General features: G+C 46.0%; 16 protein-coding genes. 4 read left to right on the top strand and 12 right to left on the bottom strand.

The window, feature by feature from the left end; genetic code table 11:
* Positions 1–77 precede the first annotated feature (77 nt).
* The 12 genes from ACYRYY_RS09955 to ACYRYY_RS09900 all read right to left on the bottom strand — a co-directional run bounded on the left by ACYRYY_RS09955 (position 78) and on the right by ACYRYY_RS09900 (position 12,759).
* Positions 78–1,163 (bottom strand): protein-glutamate methylesterase/protein-glutamine glutaminase, encoded by a 1,086-nt coding sequence (locus ACYRYY_RS09955; protein ID WP_460215445.1) that lies wholly within the window; start codon positions 1,161–1,163, stop codon positions 78–80.
* Complete coding sequence (locus ACYRYY_RS09950) at positions 1,156–1,893, bottom strand: sigma-70 family RNA polymerase sigma factor (protein ID WP_460216486.1); 738 nt, start codon at positions 1,891–1,893, stop codon at positions 1,156–1,158. The genes ACYRYY_RS09955 and ACYRYY_RS09950 overlap by 8 nt, the downstream gene beginning before the upstream one ends.
* Positions 1,893–2,096, bottom strand: coding sequence for a hypothetical protein (locus tag ACYRYY_RS09945; protein WP_460215444.1), 204 nt, complete (start codon positions 2,094–2,096; stop codon positions 1,893–1,895). The genes ACYRYY_RS09950 and ACYRYY_RS09945 overlap by 1 nt, the downstream gene beginning before the upstream one ends.
* On the bottom strand, positions 2,093–2,938 hold the full coding sequence (locus ACYRYY_RS09940; RefSeq protein WP_460215443.1) for a MinD/ParA family protein: 846 nt from the start codon (positions 2,936–2,938) through the stop codon (positions 2,093–2,095). Before ACYRYY_RS09940 ends, ACYRYY_RS09945 begins: the two co-directional genes overlap by 4 nt.
* Positions 2,935–4,272 (bottom strand): flagellar biosynthesis protein FlhF, encoded by a 1,338-nt coding sequence (gene flhF / locus ACYRYY_RS09935; RefSeq protein WP_460215442.1) that lies wholly within the window; start codon positions 4,270–4,272, stop codon positions 2,935–2,937. Before flhF ends, ACYRYY_RS09940 begins: the two co-directional genes overlap by 4 nt.
* Entirely contained in the window at positions 4,269–6,350 is a 2,082-nt protein-coding gene (gene flhA, locus ACYRYY_RS09930; RefSeq protein WP_460215441.1) for a flagellar biosynthesis protein FlhA, read from the bottom strand. Before flhA ends, flhF begins: the two co-directional genes overlap by 4 nt.
* 4 nt (positions 6,351–6,354) lie before the next feature.
* Complete coding sequence (flhB, locus tag ACYRYY_RS09925) at positions 6,355–7,416, bottom strand: flagellar biosynthesis protein FlhB (protein WP_460215440.1); 1,062 nt, start codon at positions 7,414–7,416, stop codon at positions 6,355–6,357.
* A complete protein-coding gene (gene fliR, locus ACYRYY_RS09920) occupies positions 7,416–8,198 on the bottom strand; it encodes a flagellar biosynthetic protein FliR (protein ID WP_460215439.1) in 783 nt (260 codons plus the stop codon). The genes flhB and fliR overlap by 1 nt, the downstream gene beginning before the upstream one ends.
* 56 nt (positions 8,199–8,254) lie before the next feature.
* Positions 8,255–9,046, bottom strand: a complete 792-nt coding sequence (locus ACYRYY_RS09915) for a glycosyltransferase family 2 protein (protein WP_460215438.1) — start codon at positions 9,044–9,046, stop codon at positions 8,255–8,257.
* Positions 9,010–10,575: an ArnT family glycosyltransferase gene (locus ACYRYY_RS09910; RefSeq protein ID WP_460215437.1), complete on the bottom strand. Its 1,566-nt coding sequence runs from the start codon at positions 10,573–10,575 to the stop codon at positions 9,010–9,012. The genes ACYRYY_RS09915 and ACYRYY_RS09910 overlap by 37 nt, the downstream gene beginning before the upstream one ends.
* An 82-nt stretch (positions 10,576–10,657) precedes the next feature.
* On the bottom strand, positions 10,658–12,079 hold the full coding sequence (locus tag ACYRYY_RS09905) for a sensor histidine kinase (protein WP_460215436.1): 1,422 nt from the start codon (positions 12,077–12,079) through the stop codon (positions 10,658–10,660).
* Positions 12,076–12,759, bottom strand: a complete 684-nt coding sequence (locus ACYRYY_RS09900; RefSeq protein ID WP_460215435.1) for a response regulator transcription factor — start codon at positions 12,757–12,759, stop codon at positions 12,076–12,078. Before ACYRYY_RS09900 ends, ACYRYY_RS09905 begins: the two co-directional genes overlap by 4 nt.
* 165 nt (positions 12,760–12,924) lie before the next feature.
* Between ACYRYY_RS09900 and mqnC the strand changes: the two genes are divergently transcribed.
* The 4 genes from mqnC to uvrA all read left to right on the top strand — a co-directional run bounded on the left by mqnC (position 12,925) and on the right by uvrA (position 19,524).
* Entirely contained in the window at positions 12,925–13,956 is a 1,032-nt protein-coding gene (gene mqnC, locus ACYRYY_RS09895) for a cyclic dehypoxanthinyl futalosine synthase (protein ID WP_460215434.1), read from the top strand.
* A 97-nt stretch (positions 13,957–14,053) separates the two neighbouring features.
* Complete coding sequence (locus ACYRYY_RS09890) at positions 14,054–15,205, top strand: GAF domain-containing sensor histidine kinase (RefSeq protein ID WP_460215433.1); 1,152 nt, start codon at positions 14,054–14,056, stop codon at positions 15,203–15,205.
* Positions 15,192–16,730 (top strand): DUF342 domain-containing protein, encoded by a 1,539-nt coding sequence (locus ACYRYY_RS09885; protein WP_460215432.1) that lies wholly within the window; start codon positions 15,192–15,194, stop codon positions 16,728–16,730. Before ACYRYY_RS09890 ends, ACYRYY_RS09885 begins: the two co-directional genes overlap by 14 nt.
* On the top strand, positions 16,708–19,524 hold the full coding sequence (gene uvrA, locus ACYRYY_RS09880) for an excinuclease ABC subunit UvrA (RefSeq protein ID WP_460215431.1): 2,817 nt from the start codon (positions 16,708–16,710) through the stop codon (positions 19,522–19,524). Before ACYRYY_RS09885 ends, uvrA begins: the two co-directional genes overlap by 23 nt.

Here is a 19,524-nt window from a genome sequence, read left to right as displayed (position 1 = left end):
TTCTCCCCAAAACCCCAATTGCTCCGCAGAAAAGAAATTCTTTTCAGAAGAATTAATACGGGGTTTAAGCTCCCTGTTTACTTACAGTGGAATATTATCCTGTTAAATATATCGTCAAGGGGAACAATTTCATCAGCTATTCCGGCCTCAACCACAGCACGGGGCATACCGTAAACAATGCTTGATTCCTCATCCTGTGCAATAACGTTTCCACCCTTAAGCTTAAGGAGCTGGAGACCTTTCTTGCCGTCAGCTCCCATGCCTGTCATTATCACTCCAAGCGCATCTCTTCCCGCAACTTCTGCAACAGACGCCGCCGTAACATCCACACTGGGTACATGAAGATGACCGCCCGCTTCAGGATTAAGCTCCGTGACGTAATTAGCGCCGATTTTCTTTATCCTCAAATGCTGACCGCCTTTAGCAATATACACTGTGTTCGGCTCAAGCTTTTCGTTTCCTTGCGATTCAATAACTGTCAGCTTGCTCAGAGAATTAAGCCTCTGTGCGAGAGACTGGGTGAAATTGGGCGGCATATGCTGAACCACAACAATAGGGACGCCGATATCCGCAGGAAGCCTTGGTATAACCTTCTGCAAGGACTGAGGACCTCCGGTGGAAGTGCCGATTATCACAATTCTTTTATGACCCGGTTTGGAGATTATTTTTGTTTGTGCAGAAGGAGCCGCAGGGCTCTGAACTCCAGCAGCCGTAGACGCAGGTCTTGCAAATGACGAAGGACGAAGCCTCCTCATCAGGTTTTTTCTTCTGGCAAACTGTTTTATCTTGTTCCGCAGATCATCTTCTATATTCATAACGCCGAAGCTGGCGAATGATTTTTCTTTCGGTATAAAGTCCACAGCGCCCAAATCAAGGGCTTTCATAGTGGCTTCTGCTCCTTCGGTGGTAAGCGAGCTGACCATAATGACGGGCAACGGATTTTCGCTCATTATTTTTTCAAGAGCGGTCAGTCCGTCCATTCTGGGCATCTCGATGTCGAGAGTCATGACGTCAGGTTTAAGGTTTCTTGCCATTTCCACAGCATCCAGCCCGTTACGCCCCTGACCGATTATCTCAATCTCGGTATCCTTGGCGAGCATGGATTCAATGGCCTTTCTCATAAAAGCGGAATCATCGACAATAACAACTTTGATTTTATTCATAGAACTCTTTCAGCCTCCTTTTAAGCTTCGTCACGGCCGCAGAGTGGATTTGAGAAACCCTTGACTCCGTAATGTTCAGAACCTCTGCAATCTCTTTCATGGTAAGTTCTTCGTAATAATAAAGAGTTATGGCATATTTCTCTTTTTCGGGGAGACTGTCTATCTCTTCGCCGAGTCTTTCTATGAGTTTGTTCTTCACCGCCTCATCTTCAGGGGTCAGTCCTTTACTTTTAATGAAATCTATAAGATTGTTCTCGCCTTCACTGCCGACAGATTCATCAAGGCTTAAAAGCTTGTCATTATCCTGGAGTTCAAGAAGACGGTAAACCTCTTTCGCCTCAAAATCACTCCCGGCGACTATTTCCTCAACAGAAGGGCGGGCTCCATGCTCACGGTAGGTTTTCTCGATGAACGCCTCAAGCTGTTTCAGTCTGGTGCGCACATTTCGGGGCAGGAAATCCAGACTTCTGAGAGTGTCAAGGATAGAACCTTTGATACGTCTTTCTGCAAATGTATAAAAGTTTACATTTCTGTCTTTGTCAAAGCGGTCCATACTCTCGATAAGACCTACGCAGGCGGAGGAATACAGATCATCAAGATCCACACTGTCGGGGAGGGACGCACTCATACGGATAACCCATGATTTTATTCTGGGCATAAATTCTGCTATTATTTCCTCCCTCTCTTTGGGAGAAAATCTGTTCACTGCGCCGCCTGCCTCGTATTGCATCAAAGTATCTTCCTGTAGTTAATCATTATCTTGTCTATATAGAAGAAAAGCTTTTCAGTCACATAATAAATAATGAAAAACATTATAATGTCCCTCGTTACATAAGTCAATTTTACCTCAAGCAGAAAGAACTTGTAAACAAAGGAAGAGACAAAGGCGATTGTAGCAAGCATCAAAGCGATTTCTCTGTGCAGAAATGTCATTTGAAAACCCCCTTAAGAAGGCTGTAAAGTCCTTCTCTCCGTGAGTTTTCTGCGGGCAGACCGAGAATATTACGGGCTATGTTGTAAATATCCCTTGAGTATGAGCCGTTCTGATTTATTTCGCACACCGGCTTCTGAAACTTGACAGAGTTAATGACCTGCTTGTCTTCCCGAAGGTGTCCGAGCAGGTCAAGCTCCACATCAAGGAACTTTTTAGCCACGTTTTTCATGCTCATGTAGATGTTTTTTACACCGTTTACGTCATCTACTCTGTTAAGCACAAAGCGAATGCGGTTTATGCCGTGGTCAAAGTGAACCACCTTCATAAATGCATAAGCATCGGTTATCGCAGTGGGTTCGGGCTGCGTTATAACTATAACTGTATCAGCGATAGCGGCAAACTTCGTCACCGTTTCGGAGATTCCCGCACCTGTATCGAACAGAATATAATCGTAGGATGAGTCAAGATTTACAAAGATTTCCACAATCTTCTCAAAGTCTTCTTCATTCAGATTGGTAAGATCCGAAAACCCGCTTGAGGCGGGTATAACGTCAAATCCGTAAACATCTTTTTTTATTACGCTGTCTATTTCCACTTCACCCAGCATATATTTTCTTATGGAAGCGGTAACTGTGAGATTAAGCAGAATATCAACATTGGCGAGTCCCAAGTCTGCATCAAAAACAAGAACTTTTTTCCCCATTTTGGCAAGCCAGTAGGCAAGGTTTACCACAAAATTGGTTTTTCCCACCCCGCCTTTGCCGCTGGAGACGGAAATATACTTCGCCCGCCGTTTTTTATCCCACGCTTTTCGTCTTAAATTGTGCGCCTGATCTGTCATCTTTCACTCCAGAACCCCGGAATATCCTTGAGGATCTGACTAGCAATCTTCCTGCCATCAGGAATTTCCATATCATCAGGGACATTCTGTCCGGTGGAAAGAAGCAGGACAGGGGTCTTTTTACGGATCGGCAGATTCACCATGGGACCAAAGTATTTTGTTTCATCAAGCTTGGTAAAAACAACATATTCCGGCATGAGGGCGCTGTAGTTTTCAAATGTTTCAGCCATTTCAACGTGGTTGCTGCTCATAGACATAACAAGAGCAACAGTCATCCTGTCTCCGGCGCTTAGAAAGCTGCGGAGATCACCTATCTGCTCTGTGTCAAACTGGCTTCTGCCCATGGAGTCAACAAATACATAATCATAGCCTTCGGTGCGGGCAAGTATCGCCTGAAGCTCTTCGGGGCTTGATGCCACCTGAAGGGGAATATCCACAATTTCAGCATAGGTTTTAAGCTGTTCCACCGCTCCTATCCTGAAATTATCTATGGTAATAAGGCTGACCCTTTTCTTAAGCTTCAGGGAGAGGTTAGCGGCTATTTTTGCCACAGTGGTTGTCTTCCCCACTCCCGTGGGTCCCACAAAGGCAACTATCTTCCTGTTGAGAGAGGAAAAATAGTCCTTTTCGATGGGAATAAGATCCCCTAAAAGCTGAACAATAAGGTTGCGGATCTGGCTTTTGGTCAGTCCCGCTGTGGCACGTTTTTCTATACGCTTAAGGAATTTATAGGCAATAACATCGTCCACGCCGTTTTTAACCATCAGGGAATAAAACTCCTTAAGCTGTTCCGGCAGGTCAACGACTATGTTTTCGGTGAGTGCGCTTTTCATCTCAAGCATCTGCTTCTTGATTTCAGCAACATCGGTTATAAGGCTCTCGAACCTGTTCAGACCGAGGGTATTTATAAGCTCCGCAAGCTTGTCCACCCCGCCCTGCGGATATGTGTCAGCCTGTGACTGTCTTGCCTGACATGATGTTTCCGAGCGGTACACAGTCTCCTTCTGCGGGCGTCTTATGTCCTCTGCAAAGGTATCCGGCTTGAAATCATCTTCTTTTTTCGGTTCCGCCATTTTGCCGAACCCGTTATATGTGGAGACTGAGTTCTGCGGCTTTGGTCTTGCCGCTTTTGCCTTGGCTGTTTTTTCCATCAGAATGCGCTCATCCATATCCACAGCGGCAGTAACTTCGATGAGAGGCTTGGAGAAAAGACCGAAGCTGCTGTTTTTCACGACTTTTCTGGTGGAGAGAATGACAGCCTCTGAGCCGAGCTCCTGCTTGATCATCCTCATCGCTTCCGCCATGTCGTATGCTTCGTACTTCTTTATCTTCATATCTTAATCTCCAGCATGCCGAGGCTTTCTATCCTGACATTCTCACTTATTTCATTGTGGGATATGACATTAATATTCTTAATAAACTTCTCCGCAAAGCGGCGCATCGCAGAACGGAGCGGCGGAGAGATCACAAGCACAGGGCTAAACCCTTTCTGTGTCACCTCATCAACCTTGCCTATCATTTTGGAAAGTATTTTCTGCGCCGCAAGGGGGTCTATAAGTATATCCTTTCCTTCGTCTCCCTGCTGTAAGTTTTTAGCGAGAAGCTGTTCAACCTCGGACGGCAGGGTAAAAACATAAAGCGCACCGTCCGGCGCAAGGAGGCTTTCCGTTATCTGCCTTTTCAGAGACAGACGCACACGCTCCGTAAGGGCTTCCACATCCTTAAGCTGTACTCCGTAGGATGCGAGAACTTCCAGAATGCTCCGCAGGTTACGGATGGATATTTTTTCTCTAAGCAGGTTCTGCAAAACTCTGTTTACAGTTCCCAGATCAAGTATGGACGGCACAAGGTCGTCCACAAGCTTGGGATATTTTTCCTTAACACCATTGAGCAGCTCCATTGTTTCCTGTCTGCCGATGAGTTCTCCGGCGTGGGACTTTATAACTTCTGTCAGGTGTGTGGCGATAACCGTTGCGGGGTCAACAATGGTGAAGCCGTTAAGCTCCGCCTTTTCCTTCTGTCTTTCATCAACCCACTTTGCAGCCAGCCCGAAAGCTGGTTCTTTTGTGGCTATACCGTCTATTTTATCAACACTCCCTTCGGGGTTCATAACCAGAAATTTATCGGGAAAAATCGTCCCGCCTGCTACCTTGACCCCTTTGAGGAGTATGCTGTATCCGTTGCCGTCAAGCTGAAGGTTATCCCTTATCCTAACGGGGGGAACAATTATTCCAAGTTCGAGGGCGATCTGCTTACGTATGGACTTAATACGGTTAAGGAGCGTTCCGCCCTGCGCCGAATCCACAAGGGGTATAAGGCTGAACCCTATGCCCAGCTCCATAGTATCCATCTCAAGGAGCTCCTTGACCTCTTCCTCTTCCGTTGCGGGCTTACGTTCCTCTTCGGGTTCGTCCTCCTCTTCATCAGGCTTTTCAGCACCCTTCTTAACAGAGTAGGCAATGCTGAAAAAGATAGCAGAGAGGAGAAGAAACGGGAAGAAAGGCATACCCGGAACCAGTGCGAAAAACAGGAGGATACCGCCTGTTATGTAGAGTACCCTTGTACTGCGGAAAAGCTGTCTTGCAAGCTGTCCGCTAAGATCTTTGTCTCCGCCGCCGGCACGGGAAACAATAAGACCCGCCGCAGTGGAAACTATGAGTGAGGGAATCTGGCTGACCAGACCGTCACCCACTGTGAGTATGGTGAAAACTCCTGCCGCATCCGCCACGTCCATCCCGTTTTGGAGAACACCTATGGCAAGACCGCCTAAAATATTTATACCGGTGATAATAAGCCCAGCGACGGCATCGCCTCGAACAAACTTGCTCGCACCGTCCATAGCTCCGTAATAGTCTGCTTCCTGCTGAATCTTTGCCCTTTTCGCTTTTGCTCCGGCTTCGTCAATAAGCCCTGCGTTAAGATCCGCATCAATACTCATCTGCTTGCCGGGCATGGCGTCCAGTGTGAATCTGGCAGCTACTTCCGCTATACGTCCTGAACCCTTGGTGATAACCATGAAGTTGATAAGGACGAGGATAAGGAAAATAATTACGCCCACCACATAGTTTCCGCCAACTACATACTGACCGAAAGCCTGAATAACGTGTCCGGCTGCGCCTTCCCCGCTTGAACCGTTGAGAAGGATTCGCCTTGTAGATGCAACGTTAAGAGAGAGCCTGAAAAGGGTAATAATCAGCAGAACCGAAGGAAAAGTGGAAAACTTCAGCGGCTCATCAGCGTAGATTGCAACCATAAGTATCAGAACAGAAAGGGCAATACTGCACACCAGAAGAAGGTCGAGCAGTACCGCAGGCATAGGCAGAACCATTACTATGATTATGCCGATAAAAAACAGACCGAAGCCTATTTCCCCCTGCTTTATCATTCTGGTCATCAGGTTTGATTGAGCCACTTAACTACCTTCTCATGTGCTTAAATTTCCCTACAAGGGCAAGTATTTCTGCTACTGCTTTATACAAATTCTCCGGTATTTCCTCACCTATGTCAACCGTTTTGAAAAGTGTACGGGCAAGGGGCGGATCCTCATGAATCAGCACTCCGTTCTTTTTCGCCATCTCTCTGATACGCAAGGCAAGGAGCCTCTGCCCTTTTGCCAGAACCATGGGCGCTTTGTCCTCTCCGGGGCGGTATCTCAGCGCAACCGCAAAGTGGGTGGGGTTTGTTACCACAACATCAGATTTCGGCACGTCAGACATCATGCGCTTGCGTGCCATGTCCCTCTGCATGCTGCGTATCTTCTGTTTGATGAGGGGATCCCCCTCCATCTGCTTAAACTCTTCCTTCACTTCCTGTTTTGTCATTTTCAAGTCTTCGGTGTTCTGCCATTTCTGGTACATAAAGTCTATAATCGCCAGAATCAGCACGAGAACTCCTATTTTGAGGAAAAGTTCAAACATCAGCATCAGAAAAAACATTATGCTGTCAATTGGTTCAGAGTCCCCCAAACGGAGGATTGTTGGGATTTTCCCTTTTATTATGTAAAAGGCTGCAAGCCCCACCACAAATATTTTAAAGAGTGATTTAAAAAGCTCCACAAGGCTGCGCTTGGAAAATATTCTGCCGAAACCCTTAATGGGGTCGAGCCTGTCAAACTTAACAGCAAGAGCCTTGGGGCTGAAAAGGAACCCGAACTGCATAATATTGGAGGCGATATTCACCACAAACAGCATAACAAGCACCGGAGCGAGAATCTTTGTCATGAATATAATAACAAAAACCATCAGTTTGATTGTGCTTTTTTCATCAAGCACATAGGTCAAAGACATAAACGACTCACGCATAAAACGCATAAGTTCGTCTGACATTGTGGAAATATAAAAATACATAAAGACAGCCGTAGCCACAAAGGTCACAGCAGCGCTGAGTTCCCTTGTTTTTGCTACGTTGCCCTCTTCTCTGGCTTTCTGAATCCGCCGCCCGGTGGGCTGTTCGGTCTTTTCCGAATCGTTGTCAGCCATCAGTTACCGCCAAAGATATAAAACAATGTGGCAATCCGCATAAAATACTCATGCAGAAGCTTTTCAAAAACTATAAAGAAGTAGTGCAGGCTTATGCTTAAAATAGAAAGCCCCACTGCAATCTGTAACGGAAAACCCACAATCATAAGGTTAAGCTGGGGGACAAGCCTGCCCATTATCCCCATTATCACATGGGTGCAAAGCATCACCACGAATATAGGAGCGACTATTTTAAGAGCTGTCAGGAAAGATGCACTGAGCATTTTAGCAATGTACAAAAAGCCCTCCGCCTTGAAGGTGAATATGCCCAGAGGAACAGCACGGAATGATTCGCTCATGGCGCCTATAACCATAAGATGACCGCCAAGGGCGATAAAAAAGAGTATCATCGCCACGTTTTTAAGCTGGGCGATGATGGAAAGCTGCATATTCATGGAAGGATCGAAGGAGTTCACCATGCTGAAGCCCATCTGAAAACCCGCAAGTTCTCCGCCTATCTGCACACCCACAAAAAGAAGCTGCGCCATCATTCCTGTTGCTATACCAAGAAGAATTTCCTTGGCTATCAGGAGAATAAGCAGTAGAGGATGAATATCGGAAAGCCCTATTGTCTGCACAGTGGGAGCAACCACAACGGCAAGCACAAGAGATACGGCAATTTTTACATTATTCGGAATAAGCTGGCTGCTGAACATCGGGGCACTGAAAATAATGCCTGAAATGCGGAAGAAAACCATAATAAAAGTCAGCAGCGTATCCGTCTGAAAGAGGAACTCAAACATACGCTGAGTTTAATACGTCCGCACGGTTTACACAAGGCTAAAGCTGTTAAGCCTCCCTACTCACCGGAGGCTTTGGCAATAGTATGGTTTTCCATGTATTCATAAGATGATACGGAGATATACCTCTTCTTCATCCAGTACACTCCGAAGAGATCTGCTATGCCGACCCAGATACGGCTGTTAAGTCCCAGACCGTACTTGCTGACGCCTTTATTTCTTGCTCTGTGGTTCACGGGCATTTCTGCGACCTTGTATCCGCCCATCTGCACCAGCGCGGGGAAGAACCTGTGAGCATTGCGGAAAAACCGGAAAGAATCGAGGCATTCTCTTTTAAACCCTCTGGAGGAGCAGCCCACATCGCTTATGCAGTCACCGAGTATTTTTGCCCTGATTCTGTTAGCCAGCCTGCTTGAAAACCTGCGGAGTTTGCTGTCGTTTCTTTTAACACGCACACCGCAGATCATGCCAACATTAAGCTCCTTCATTTTTTTAAGAAGCCTTGGAATATCTGCGGGATCATTCTGACCGTCGCCGTCAAGCGTAAAAATGCAGTCACCCTGCGCTGCTGCAAAACCAGCAAAAAGTGCGGCGGACTGTCCACTGTTTTTACTGAGGTGAACCGCCCTGAAAAAGCTTTTATTTGCCCACCGGTCTATGGCTGCGGCTGTTCCGTCCGTTGAACCGTCGTCTATGAGAACAACCTCCCAGCTTTTCACAAAACCTGACATAAGAACAGAAAGAAGCTCCGAGCAGACAGGATCAATATTCTCCGCTTCATTGTAGAATGGTATCACTACGGAAATTTCCGGTTTCATTGCTCTTTCCTGCTTATTAAGTAAAAGTTCCATTTTTCATCCGCTCCTGATGAATAAGTTTTCAGGTATTCTGCCTTAAGCCCCATACCGTCCAGTTCATCTGCCTTCAGATTTCTTTTAACTATCAGAACAGCGCTTTCTCCGCCGTTTTCAACAAATTCGTTTACAGGGCGCACTTTTCTGCCCACAGCCCGAATCTCTTTAATGCCCAGACTGCCGTAAAAGCCGCCGCTGTGTTTGTATATTTCATCCTTTCTCACCTGTTCCAGCGCCTTAAATTCACGTTCCGGCATAAATGCCTCAACAGCAGGTACAGCCAAAAGCACAGAAAGGCAGAAAAGCACTGCAGAAAGAGAGATATATTTTTCCGTTTCCCTGCTGCATATGCTTATTGCAAGCCGAACAGCACAGTATACTGTGGCTGTGGCGGCAATTATAAAAAGAAGACCATTGTAAGGGGTAAACCAGATCTGAGCAGCTGCGGCTACGCCCAGTGCGCATAAACCCACGGAAAAGGCAATTCCGCTCCATATCCCAAGAATCACGCTGTCAGCAGTTGTGCGGCGCAGCCTGCCCGCAAGGAGGCTCACATATTCGCCTATCATAAGCGATGCGGGAATTATAACTGGAAGAAGGTATCTGTCCTTCTTCTCCGGTATGACAGAAAGAAGAACCAGAGTGATAAAAAGCCATGTAAGGTAAAAAGCTGCCCTCCGCTTGCCGAGGCGTGCGGAAGCGAACCACGGAACAAGCAGAGGGAGCAAAAACACAGACCACAGACCGGACATCAAGGGGAATTTGATGTAGTACCAAAAGGGTTTGATATGTCGGTCGGCCCATGCGGAAATCTCCGCAGAGGCAGTATTGAGAGCGGAATGTGTTTCATTAAAATATATATATAAAGGCCACAGGAGGGATAGCGCGGCCGCAACAGCCAAAAATACAAAAAGTCCGGTATAGTTCACAGGTTTGAGCCTGAAATAGTAAAACCCGGCAATTAAAAATGGAAAAAGAACTGTGTAAAACGCCACAGGACCCTTACTCATAAACGACAATGCCACAAAAACGCCCGCAGCCGTGTACATTCCCACTTTCCCAAGCTGTTTTTTGAGTTGAAAAGATGAGCAATAACAAGCAATTGATGCAGTCATGAAAGATTGTGAATAAATATCCCATGTGTTTCTACGGGTCATATAAAAAAACAGATAGCTAGTGCTTAAAACTATTACCGAGTAATAGGCAGCGCTGCGTGACTTTGTTATAAATAATGATATAAAGTAAGCGGAAACAAGCAGAAGAAGACCTGCCAGTGCCGATGGAAGCCTGTTAGCAGACAAGTTGGCGTCTGTCCCGGCTATATTAAAAACAACAGCTGTAAGCCATGTGGGCACAGGCGGTTTTGCTATGCGAAGCTCACCGTTCAGTGTGGGCTTAAGCCAGCTTCCATCCTGCACAATTTCCCGTGCGGTTATATAGTTTCTTGACTCCATAATATCAACGGACAAAACTCCACGGTAGGCAAATGCACCTGTGTAAACTGCAAGAGCAAGGAAAAAAATCATCCATCTGCGGGAAAAACCTGTTTCTTTCATACGCAGGTTATAGCAGAGTAAATATGAAGATTTTATGAAGGGGAATTAATTTTTATTCTGCGGGCAGATTCACCGAAAAAGTTACAGATTCTCCCGCACGGCTTTCTATGGAAACAGTGCCGCCGTGCAGTTCTATAATACGCTTAACTATGGCAAGCCCAAGCCCCGAACCGCCATAGCGGGAAGCTCTTGACTGCTCAACCCTGTAAAACTGTTCAAAAACCTTACCTAAAGAGGCAGCGGGGATACCCTCACCGGTATTAAAAACCCTGATTTCGACCCTGCCGTCTCTGCGTTCTGCGGAAATTTTTATTTCCCCGCCCTCATCAGAGTATTTCACGGCGTTATCAAGAATATTTGAAAAAGCCCTGAACAACTTGTCGTAATCACCCATGATCACCAAAGAGCCTTTAAATTCCATAGTGAGCTGTATATTTCTGCCGGACGCAAGAAGAGTATAATCCTCCGTCAAAGGTTCAAGGACACTTTTCAGGTCAACCCGTTCCGAAACCACCGCCCTGTCCAGCTCAAGTCCGGAAAGGTTCAGTATATCCCTGACGAGCTTCTCCATACGCAGCACCTGATTTGAAAGACGGGAAGCATCCTCAGGTGTGATATTTCCTGCAATAGTAACGTCATCAGTGATAAGACGCATTATGCTCAGAGGGGTTTTAAGCTCATGGGAAGCATCTGCAATAAGCCTTTTCTGCCTGTTGAAAGCATTCTCCAGACGGTCAAAAACGCCATTAAGCGTAATAGCCAGAGTATTAAACTCGTCAGAATCGGCGCAGTTTTCCTTTAAAGGTATCCGAAGGCTGAGATTCTTTTCAGTAATATTCCTAGTGCGCATGTTCATGACCCGCACAGGCTGTAGAATATAACCGGCTATTCTGTAGCTGATCACTGTGAGAACAATCACAGAAAGCAGAAGCCCCAGTATCACTACAACAATAAGATCTACAATTTCGTCCTTGATTCTCTCTGCGGATATGGCGGCGTAAACAACATATGACGTTTTATCGTCTTCATAGCTTTCGTCACCGTCATCGCCGTCATCTTCATAAGTGCCTGTGGAGTGTTCCCTTTCAATAACCATACGGCGTATTCTAAAGGCGGTGAGCCCTTTTGAATCATGCTCTACATAAGAAACTTCATCCGGCACATAGGCATATGCCAGAGCCTTTCTTTTGTTCTCTTCAGGCAGATTGATGTGGCGGGCAATATGGGAAACATACAAAGGCTCATAAGCCCCTGCTTTATATATTTTGATCCAGTAGCGTCTACTGTCTTTTAGACTTGCCGCACCTGCCTGATCCAGAGTGACAACCGATTCATAAGCAACTGTTTTCAGTTCAGCGTCAATCACTCTTATAGGCTGTTCAAGCATCTCGAAAAGAACAGAGGCGGAAAATATCAGCGCAGTCACAAGCCCGGCTGCGGCTATCAGAAAAGAAAGCTTAAGCCTTATGCTCATTCCTGACCGTCCTTAATAATATATCCCACGCCTCTTATAGTTTTAATTACCGATTCACCGTCAGAACCGCTTATTTTCTTGCGTAAATTTTTTATATGAACATCCATGAAGTTGGACATGCTAAAGGGCTCAAAATCATCTCCCCATACATGTTCGGCAAGGCTGAATCTGGTTACTGCACGGTTTTTGTTGTACATGAGAAACTCAAGGATAAGAAATTCTCTCTGAGTGAGATCAACTTTAGCACCATTGATGCGAGCCTCTCTGCTCACCGTATCCAGAGAGACACCGCCCGCACGGAGGAGGGAATCATTCTGCCCCCCTTTTCTGCGGAGAATAGCACGAACCCTAGCCAAAAGCTCATCTGTTGAAAAGGGCTTGGTGAGATAATCATCCGCACCGGAATCCAGACCTCTGATCTTATCATCCGTATCTGTCCTTGCAGTAAGCATCAGCACAGGGGAATCCACACCCATTGTGTGTGCTTCACGCAGAACTCCGAAACCGTCAAGCTTGGGCAGCATTATGTCAAGAATAACAAGGTCATAAGGCATATCCGCCAGCCTGTCCAATGCCTCTTCACCGTCAAAGGCACAGTCCACGGCGTATTTCTGTTCTTCAAGTGTCTTCTTTAGCCGCCCACTGAGTTCCGGTTCATCCTCAATAATAAGTATCCGCATTTTTCACCACTGAATAAATATAAACTTTTTTATGAGCTTTTCAAAGATTAAGAAGATCCGGCGACCAAAAGACCGGAAAATAAAAAACTCTTTTAATTGCTTTCCCGATATGCGATATTTATTATTAAACAGTTTTATAAAAATGAAAAACGGCAGATATAAATAATGACAAAAATGCGCTTAACAAAACAGGACGCTGTTCGGATGCTTGAAACGGCGGATCTTTATGAGCTTGCCAGAGAGGCGGATAATATCAGAAAAAGGTTGCATCCCGAAGGGGTTGTGACTTTTGTTATAGACAGAAACATTAACTACACAAATATATGTACGTGCAAATGCTCATTCTGTGCCTTTTATAAGGAAGTAAATGAGGAAGGCGCATATGTTCTTGATAAAGAACAGTTAAAACAGAAAATTGAAGAAACGAAAGCTCTGGGCGGAACACAGATTCTCCTTCAGGGCGGACTTCACCCCACCCTGGGCATTGAGTTCTATGAGGAGATGCTCTCCTACATGAAATCACTCGGAGTATGGCTGCATGCCTTCAGCCCTCCGGAGGTACACCATATATCCAAAATAAGCGGTCTTTCAGTAAGAGAGACTATAGAAAGGCTTGTGAAAGCTGGTATGGACTCTATCCCCGGCGGTGGAGCAGAACTTCTGGTGGATTCTGAACGGGTACGCATAAGCCCTAATAAGATACTCTCTGACAAGTGGCTCGGCGTCATGGAAGAGGCACATAACCTTGGACTGAAAACCAGCGCCACCATGATGTTCAAGGCTGATGACGAGTACGAAAAAATTGCAGAACATTTCGACAGAATACGCTCTCTGCAGGACAAAACAGGCGGATTTACAGCGTTCATCCCATGGCCCTTTCAGCCGGACAACACAGAGCTGGGCGGAAAGAAGGTAAGTCCGGTGGAATATTTGAGGATATTTGCCGCAGCCCGTATATATTTGGATAATATAAAGAATCTTCAGGTTTCATGGGTTACGCAGGGTCCCAAGACAGGGCAGACGGCACTTCGCTTCGGCGGAAACGACTTCGGCAGCCTGATGATAGAGGAAAACGTGGTAGCCTCCTGCGGGGCATCGTTCCGCATGAGTGTTGAAGAGATTGTCCACAATATAGAGCGTGCCGGTTTCAAGGCTGCCCAGAGAGACATGGAATACAACATAGTCAAAAGATTTTAGATAAAGAACCTGTGAAATAATGGCAGGGAATCGGCTCCTTTAGTAAAATAAACATATTGCCGATAATATATTAATTGATAAACAAGGGAAGGCTGAATTGAAAAACGATCTGCTGGAAGTTCTTGTGGAAATTTCCGAAAAGATGAACAGTATTTTCGATGTTCATGATCTTCTGCCCTCGATCATCTCTATCGCAAGGGAATATCTTGGAGTGAAGAGGTCTTCCCTCATGCTCATAAACGGAAACAGGCTGAGTATCTCCGCACATTCAGGCTTTGAAATCGATCCGGGCAATATAGAGATAGCTCTCGGAGAAGGCATAGCCGGGAAAGTCGCCGAGACGGGCGTTGAAACCATTGTTAACCTTTCCGAAGAATCACGGGAGGAGATGGGGTACAGAGCATCGTCCTTCATGTCTGTCCCTGTTAAGACAAACAACAAGGTAATCGGCGTACTTAATCTCACAGATAAAGAGCATGACTATTTCACGGAAGATGATGTACGTATTGCCAGATACATAGCCTCCCAGTGCGCTCTGGGCATTGAGCGCTTCAACCTTGTGCGTGACATGCGTAAGAGCGAAAACCTGCGGGTTATCGGCATGCTGAACAGCTCCATAGCCCACGATATAAAAAATCTTCTTAACATTGTACAGAGCTACCTTGAACTTATAGATATAACAGAGCTGGACGGAGAGGTGGCGGACTACATAGAGTCCATTCATTCGGAAGTTAAGCGGATACACGGGCTCACCCTTGATCTGCTGGATTTCTCAAGGCAGAAAGTCTCAATTAACCTTGTCCGTTTCCATGTTTCGGATCTTTTCAAGGATCTGGGCAAACAGTTTAATGTTCTGACTAAGGACACCGATATCAAAGTCGTGTTTGTCAATGAGGACGACCCTGAACTGTGCCTTGACCGCGAGAAGATATTCCGCATGCTTTTCAATCTCATAGGCAATGCAGTGGACGCTCTGTGCGAGGAAGGGCTTGTCCGTGTAACGGCCAAAGCTTCCGGTGACTTTTGTGAATTTGACGTGTATGATAACGGACGAGGCATTCCTCAGGATACAATAAACAAAATATTCGACCCGTTTTTTACTTCGGGGAAAATAAAGGGAACAGGCTTGGGTCTGGCGATTGTAAAAATGATTGCAGAGGCTCACGCCGGCTTTATATGTGTTGATTCAAAACCGGATGAGTACACGGTTTTCAAGGTCAGGGTGCCGTTGCGATATGAACCTACTTAAAAACCACACACAAAAAAATGAGACTGAATTTAAATATCTGCTCTCACAGAAGTATGATCTGACCCCCGCCGATTACATCCTTTCACGGGAGGACGGGGTCATTGTCGCCAAAATCACGTCCCTTGAGTCCGCAGATTCCATTGTGGAAATCAGCGTTACTGATGACGGGCTGCGTGCATACATTTCACTGTATCCAGTGGTGAATGAAGGCGAAACGTACACTTTAGACCGCATAATGAGCGTCATTGCCGAGAACGGCATAAGCGTCAATATCAAAACAGAAATAATAAAGCAGGCTTACGAAATATATTCCGAAGGCGGAATAATAGAAAATATGCTGTTTGCTGAAGGAATTAAGCCTATCAACGGCTCGGATGCACAGGTTATGCTTAATTTCGATCCTGTCAACAGCCAGCCCCGCCTTCTTAAAAGCGGCCGTGTTGACTATAAAAATATCGACAACATACGCCTCACCCGCAAAGGGGATCTCCTGCTTACCAAACGCCCCTTCACAAACGGAGTCAAAGGACTCACTGTCAGAAACGAGGAAATACCGGCGGAAAAGGGTAAAGATGTCAAAATCGTTCTGGATGAAGGCATCACAACAGATGAGCATGAAAAGGAATATTACGCCACAGTTGACGGCTGCGTAACCTTCCATAACAACAAGCTCGGTGTAAGCCCCATATACAGCGTTCCCGGCAATGTGGACTACTCCACAGGAAACATCGTCTTCAACGGCGTTGTACACATCAGAGGCGATGTCCTCAGCGGTTTTTCAGTTAAAGCCGAAAAAGACATAATGGTTGAGGGCATAGTTCAGGACGGAACACTGGTGGCAGGCGGAAGCATAGTTATCAAAACCGGCATAAAAGGCGAAGTCAGCAATAATATAGTTGCTGCCGGAGACGTCACCGTTGGTTATGCAGAAAAAGGAAACATTTCCGCCAGAGGCAATGTGGAGATTCTGAAATACTCCTATAACACCAATATCAAGTCCGGCGGGTATATTCAGGCGACAGGCGCCCCCGGAATCATAGCAGGCGGCAAGGTCACTGCATTTTCCGAAATAAACATCAATCAGTCCGGCACAAAGGGGAACACAAACTTTCTTATGTGTGTGGGAACGAAGTATTACTTTGAAGATGAACTGAAAATTCTTCAGGACAACAAGGATAAATACATTCAGAATCTGGAAAAGATTGACGAATTTTTAAGTAAGCTAGATACTTCCAACAAGGAAATTTTAAAAAACCCCAAGGTGAAGCAGCTTCTCGTCCTGCGTAAGCAGGTCATGGATAATATGACGAAAACTGAAGAACAAATTCAGAAGCTCATAAAATCAGCCCATCACAGAAAGCCGAGGATAAAAATAAACGGTATAATGTTTGAAGGGCTGGATGTTCAGATTTTCAGAGAAAAAATAACCATGAGAGAAAAAATGCAGAAGGTTGTCTTCATCTATGATGAAAAATATGAAAGGATAATCTCGGTATCTCTGGATGACAAAACACAGTACGAATGACAATATAATCATTAAAGGCGCAAGACAGCACAACCTTAAAAACATCGATCTCGAAATCCCGAAAAATAAACTGGTGGTAATAACCGGAGTCTCCGGCTCCGGCAAGTCCACCCTTGCCTTCGACACCTTATACGCCGAAGGGCAAAGACGTTATGTGGAATCGCTCTCTGCTTATGCCCGCCAGTTCCTTGAGCTGATGGAAAAGCCTGATGTGGACTCCATTGACTACCTCTCCCCCGCAATAAGTATCGAACAGAAATCAATCAGCAAAAACCCCCGCTCAACTGTTGGAACAATTACGGAAATTTATGACTACATGCGTCTGCTGTATGCCCGTGTGGGCGATGTCCACTGCCCGTCCTGCGGCAAAAAGGTCGAGAGCTACTCCGTTCAGCAGATAGTAGACTTCATAACCTCCCACGCTGATGAATCAAGGATCGAGATTTACTCGCCCATAGTCAGAGGGAAAAAAGGGGAATATAAAAAAGTTTTTGAAAAACTCCTGAAGGACGGCTTTGTCCGTGCAATGGTTGACGGAGAACAGAGACGCCTTGAGGAAGAGATAGAGCTTGATAAAAAAATAAAGCATTCAATCAGCGTTTCCATAGACAGGCTCAAGCTTAAAGAAGGGCTGAACCGCAGACTGGCGGATTCTGTGGAGACTGCACTGAAACTCTCCGAAGGTCTGGCGGAGATAGATATAAACGGCGAAACACGCCTGTTTTCCGAAAAATTTGCCTGTCCTGAGTGTAATATCAGCATCGAAGAGATAGAACCCCGCAGTTTTTCATTCAATAACCCTTTCGGCGCATGTCCGGAGTGTGAGGGTCTGGGTGAAAAATCTGTTTTTGATATGGACGCTGTAGTCCCCGATCCCTCATTAAGCATAAGGGAAGGAGCCCTGAAACCGTGGGAACAGTTTGATAACTTCCATCATTACAATACACTGGTAGCCATATCGCAGCAGTTCGGCATAGATATGAACAAACCCTTCTCAAAGCTCACAGAGGAAGAGAAGGACATAATGCTCAACGGAGCAGAAACTCCCCTCAAGCTGGAAACTTTCAGAGGAGAAAAAAAGGTTCAGTACGAGAAAAAGTTTGACGGCGTAATCGGATGGCTCCGTGAAAAGCTTTACTCCGACAACATGCCGGACAGAGAAACCGCAAGAAAATTCATGTCCTCAATGGACTGCCCCGAATGTAAAGGAGCAAGGCTTAAACCAACCAGCCTTGCTGTTACGGTCGGCGGAAAAAACATATATGACACTTCCGAACTTAACATCACCGAAGCGCTGGACTTTTTCAATAATCTTTACTTTGAAGGCTTTAAAAAAGAGGTCGCAGATAAAATCAATGCTGAAATCAAGCGCCGCCTCAGCTTTCTGAAGGATGTGGGGCTTGAATATATCACGCTTTCCAGAAAATCATCCACCCTTTCCGGCGGCGAAGCGCAGAGGATAAGACTTGCCACCCAAATAGGCTCCGGACTCACAGGAGTTCTCTACGTTCTGGATGAGCCTTCAATCGGTCTGCACCAGCGTGATAACGACATGCTTATAGCAACCCTGAAGAATCTGCGGGATATAGGAAACTCTGTCCTCGTGGTGGAACATGATGAGGACACCATAGCCGCCTGTGACCATGTGATCGATATGGGGCCCGGCGCCGGACGAAAAGGCGGAAACATAGTTTTCAGCGGGAGACCGGAAGAGATACGCCACTGTGAAGAATCGCTTACAGGAGCATACCTCAGCGGTGTGAAGGAAATCGAAGTACCCAAACGTAAAAAGCTCGATAAAAAACGCTCACTTATCTTAAAAGGAGCAAAAGAGCATAACCTCAAAGGGATCGACCTTGAAATCCCTCTGGGACTTATGGTCTGCGTAACTGGTGTCAGCGGTTCAGGCAAATCAACACTGATAATGGACACTCTCTACCCTGCCCTGATGAAGCGTCTCCACGGAACAGGGATGCGAGGCGGCAGTTTCACTGAACTCAGCGGTGCTGAACTGATCGATAAGGTAATTGACATAGACCAGAGCCCGATCGGACGTACGCCCAGATCAAACCCCTCAACTTACACAGGCGTTCTTACTGATATACGAGAACTGTTTGCACAGACTCCTGATGCCAAAAAGCGGGGCTACAAAGCGGGAAGATTCAGCTTCAATGTCCGCTACGGACGCTGCGAAACCTGTCAGGGCGAGGGATATATCAAGATAGAGATGCACTTTCTCCCCGATATGTACGTCAAGTGCGATGTCTGCGGCGGAAAAAGATACAACCGTGATACGCTGGATATACGTTATAAAGATAAAAATATCTCCGATGTGCTTGATATGACAGTGAATCAGGGATTTGAGTTTTTTGAAAATGTGCCGAAATTAAGAAATAAGCTTGAAGTGCTTGTAAATGTCGGTCTCGGCTATATCAAACTGGGTCAGCCCGCCACAACCCTTTCCGGCGGTGAAGCCCAGAGAGTGAAACTCGCTAAGGAGCTTATGAAGCGCCCTACGGGAAAAACCATGTATATCTTTGATGAACCCACAACAGGGCTTCATTTTGATGACATAAACAAGCTGGTGAAGATTTTCAGAGCTTTGACCGAAAGCGGAAATACTGTTATCATCATCGAGCATAACCTTGATGTTATCAAGTGCGCCGACCATATAATAGACCTCGGACCCGAAGGCGGTGACGGGGGAGGAACAATAATTTTTAAAGGAACTCCCGAGAAATGCGCCGAATGTGCGGATTCATACACGGGAAGATACCTGAAAAGGAAACTGTAG

The sequence above is a fragment of the Geovibrio sp. ADMFC3 genome (genome assembly GCF_054687035.1).
This window is presented reverse-complemented; position numbering and strand designations above follow the sequence as displayed.